The organism is Mesorhizobium sp. M2A.F.Ca.ET.067.02.1.1, from assembly GCF_004023285.1.
In the GTDB taxonomy this organism is placed as follows: Bacteria; Pseudomonadota; Alphaproteobacteria; order Rhizobiales; family Rhizobiaceae; genus Mesorhizobium.
Window position 1 is genome coordinate 1 of sequence record NZ_RZSB01000574.1, and the last position, 3897, is coordinate 3897.

Below are 3897 nucleotides of genomic sequence, written 5' to 3' on the forward strand. Positions count from 1 at the left end.
GCACGGCGGTCGCGTGCCCGCGGTCCCCGGTGAGGCTGACTGCGGCGAACCAATCCTTTCCGGCGATCGAGACATCCATCACGCCGGCGCGGTCGCCGAACATGAACAGCGGCTGGCCGCCAAGGACCAGACCGTCCAGCGTGCGGCCCTGCCAGCCGGTCGAAAGCGGCGAGACGGCGATGACCTTGAAGTTGCCGTCGGTGATGGCCAGCACATGGGCGCGGCTCATGGCGCCCTGGCGGCTGGTGCTTTCCAGCAGGCTGACGGCGTTGGCGCCCGCAACGTTGGGATCCGCCGTGATCGCCTGCGCCATCTGGCCGGCGGCTAAAGCCAGCACCGCCTTGGCGTCGCGCTCGATCTCGTCATGCTCGTTCATCAGTGACAGGAAGCGCAGCGCCGCGATAACGGCGAGGAAAATAACGATCAGCGCCGGGATCGACCGGCGCAGAAACGGCTCGGCGGCCAACAGCCGCTGATAGGTGGGTTCGGCGATCAGGCGCGTATTGCCGGCAAGTCCATCGCCCCTTGCCTTGCGACGCGCGAAAGCCTTCCCTCCGGGCGCGCCCCACGCGTCCGCCTTGGCCATAAATGGCACTCCCCGATCTGCCGTATACTGGATGATCCGGATACGCCGCACGCCCGAATCGCCATTAAAGAATCAAACGTGATTCGCCTTGTCCAGAGGGCCGGGCGAAAAAGATTAAAAGTTGATTGAAATTTAGCTGATCTCCCCCACGAGGAGGGAGATCGCTAGTCAAGCCAGCGTCCGCTCCACGATATCCCGCAGATCCGCCGACAGGTTCTCTACCTTCGCCATATCGAGCAGCGCCTGCTTGGCCTTGGCCTGGCGTCCGGGCTCCAGCGAGCGCCAGGAGCGCAGCGCCGTCGCCAGCCGCGCCGCCACTTGCGGGTTGCGCTTCTCGACCTCCAGCACCGTCTCGGCGAACAGGCGGTAGCCTTCGCCGTCGGGGCGGTGGAAGCCGGTCTGGTTGGCGCTGGAGAAGGTGCCGATCAGCGAGCGCACGCGGTTCGGATTGGCGATCGAGAAGGCGGGGTGCAGCATCAGCGCGCGTACCTTGTCGACAGTCTTGGCGCCGGGAACGCCGGCCTGGATCTGGAACCATTTGTCGAGCACCAGTGCGTCGCTGCGATAGCGGGCCTCGAAGGCTGCCAGCGCCTCATCGGCCTCGGCCGTGCCCGAGTGGCGATGCGCCAGCACGGCCAGCGCCGCCGCGCGGTCGGTCATATTGGTGGCGGCAGTGAAGTGTCGCGCGGCGAGGGCGGCGCCTTCCGGCAGCAGCGAAAGATAATCAAGCAGGATGTTGCGGAGCGCCCTGCGGCCGGCGCTCGCGGCGTCCGGGCTGAACGGACCCTCGTCGGCGAGGCTGTCATAAAGAGCGGAGAAGGCATCGCGATTTGTCTCGGCGATCGTCCTCGCCAGCGCCTCGCGCGCGGCGAAGATGGCGTCGGGGTCGATGCCCCTGCCGATGTCGCGGGCGATGTCGGATTCGCCGGGCAGCGCCAGCGCCAGTGCCCGGTAAGCCGGCTCCAGCGCCTCGTCGCCGGCGATCCTGCCGGCAAGATCGGCCAGCCGTGCCGCGAAGACCGGCACCTTGCCGCCGAGGATCTGGCGGAAGGCGGCGATCAGCGCGTCGGTCAAAAGCGTGTTGAACGCCTGCCAGCGCGAGAAAGGGTCGCTGTCATGTGCCGCCAGGAAGAACTGGTCGTCCGCCTTCTGCTGCACCGAAAGCGTGATCGGTGCCGAGAAACCGCGGTTGAGCGACACCGAAGGCCGCTCCGAAACGCCGGAGAAGCGCACCGTGTGCCGGCGCTTGCGGATATGGACGACGCCGTCATCCACCGTCGCGCCCTCGACGGCTGTCCAGGTGACAGGCTTGCCGTCGGCGCCGACAAATCCGAATGCAAGGGGAATATGCATCAGGCGCTTACGGCTCTCCGACGGCGTCGGCGGCACCGACTGCTCGATCTCCAGGATGAATTCCCTGGCCGCCGCATTGTGCGTGGAGCTCACCGTCAGGTTCGGTGTGCCGGCTTGATGGTACCAGAGCGCGAATTGCGCCAGGTCGCGGCCCGAGACGTCCTCGAACACTTTGAGGAAATCCTCGATCGTCGCGGCCTGGCCGTCATGCCGTTCGAAATAGAGGTCCATGCCGGCACGGAAGAGCTCCGGCCCGAGGATGGTGCGGATCATGCGCACCACTTCCGAGCCCTTCTCGTAGACGGTCGCCGTGTAGAAATTGTTGATCTCGCGGTAGCGCCGCGGCCTGACCGGATGCGCCAGCGGCCCCTGGTCTTCCGGGAATTGATGCGCGCGCAGCGTGCGCACCTCGGCGATGCGCTTCACCGCCCGCGAGCGCTGGTCGGCGGAGAATTCGTGGTCGCGGTAAACGGTCAGCCCTTCCTTCAGGCAGAGCTGGAACCAGTCTCGGCAAGTGATTCTGTTGCCTGTCCAATTGTGGAAGTACTCATGCGCGATGATCGCCTCGATATTGGCGAAGTCGGCATCCGTCGCGTTCTCCTCGTCGGCCAGCACATATTTGTCGTTGAAGACGTTGAGGCCCTTGTTCTCCATCGCGCCCATGTTGAAGTCGGACACGGCCACGATGTTGAAGACGTCGAGGTCGTATTCGCGGCCGAAGGCGTCCTCGTCCCATTTCATCGAGCGCTTCAGCGCGTCCATCGCATAGCCGGCAAGCCGCTCCTTGCCGGGCTCGACATAGATGCCGAGCTCGACCTCGCGGCCGGACATGGTGGTGAAGCTGCCCGCCACCCTGCCGAGCGCGCCCGCCACCAGCGCGAAAAGGTAGGAAGGCTTAGGGAAGGGGTCGTGCCAGACCGCGTAGTGCCGGCCATTGGCGAGCGCGCCGCGCTCGACGGGGTTGCCGTTGGAAAGCAGCAGCGGCGCCTCATTGTGCGGGGCTTCGATGCGCACGGTGTAGACCGACAGGATATCGGGTCGGTCGAGGAAATAGGTGATGCGGCGAAAGCCCTCGGCCTCGCATTGCGTGCAATAGACGTTGTTGGAGCGATAGAGGCCCATCAGCGCCTCGTTGCGCGACGGCGCGATCTCGGTCTCCAGACGAAGCTCGAAACGCTGTGCCGCCGGCAGCTTCAGGATCGTCAGCCGGTCCGGCGTCGCCTCGTAGTCGCCGGCAGCGAGCGCCTGCCCGTCGATGGCTAGGCCAAGCAGCGTCAGCCCATCGCCGTCGAGCACCAGCGGCGCCGTCGGCGCGACGCCCTCGCGCCGTTCGATGGTGAGCAGCGCGGTGACATGGGTCGCGTCCGGCGACAGGCGGAAGTCGAGGCTGGTCCTCGGGATGAGATAGTCGCTGGGGCGATAGTCTTCGAGCTTGAAGACATGGCCGGTATCGGTGCGCATTCCTTGGGCTTTTCCTGTCGATTTCGGTCGGGAGCCAGCGTGGCCGGTCCAGGAATTTTGAGATGCGCGCTCTTTACACGAAACCGTCACGCGACAAAACCGCGGGATAGGGTGTGTTTCGCAATTCCGATTGCACACTTTTCCTGGAGTTGCTCTTAGGCTATTGGGCGGCTTCGTTTTCCGACATTCTGACGAGGCAAGATGACCGTCGATCATGCCGTCGGCCACAGCACGCTGCGCGGCATCACACTGAAAATCGTCTCGGTGACGGTTTTCGTCGGCATGCAGACCTGCATCAAGGCGGCCGGCGACGTGCCTGCCGGGCAGATCGTCTTCTTCCGCTCCTTCTTCGCCATCTTCCCGATCATCGCCTTCCTGGCCTTCAAGGGCGAGCTCGCCACCGCCTTCACGACCAGGCGGCCGTTCAACCACATCGCGCGCGGCCTTGTCGGCGTCGGCGCCATGGGGCTCGGCTTCTTCGCGCTGACCAGATTGCC

At 65.2% G+C, this 3897-nt stretch carries 1 protein-coding gene and 2 pseudogenes; 1 reads left to right on the top strand and 2 read right to left on the bottom strand.

Going from position 1 to position 3897, the window contains the following annotated elements; translation table 11 throughout:
* Together EOA28_RS27790 and pepN are read right to left on the bottom strand one after the other, a co-directional pair.
* Positions 1–586, bottom strand: a pseudogene (locus tag EOA28_RS27790) (PAS domain-containing sensor histidine kinase); the annotation flags it as partial.
* Between the two features lie 168 nt (positions 587–754).
* Positions 755–3400: an aminopeptidase N gene (gene pepN, locus EOA28_RS27795; protein ID WP_127250890.1), complete on the bottom strand. Its 2646-nt coding sequence runs from the start codon at positions 3398–3400 to the stop codon at positions 755–757.
* Between the two features lie 201 nt (positions 3401–3601).
* Here pepN and EOA28_RS27800 point away from each other — a divergent pair.
* A pseudogene (locus EOA28_RS27800) lies at positions 3602–3897 on the top strand (EamA/RhaT family transporter); the annotation flags it as partial.

What these genes read in the sequence shown, in the direction of transcription:
- pepN (WP_127250890.1), bottom strand. Translation starts at nt 3,400, where the DNA reads ATGCGCACCGATACCGGCCATGTCTTCAAGCTCGAAGACTATCGCCCC.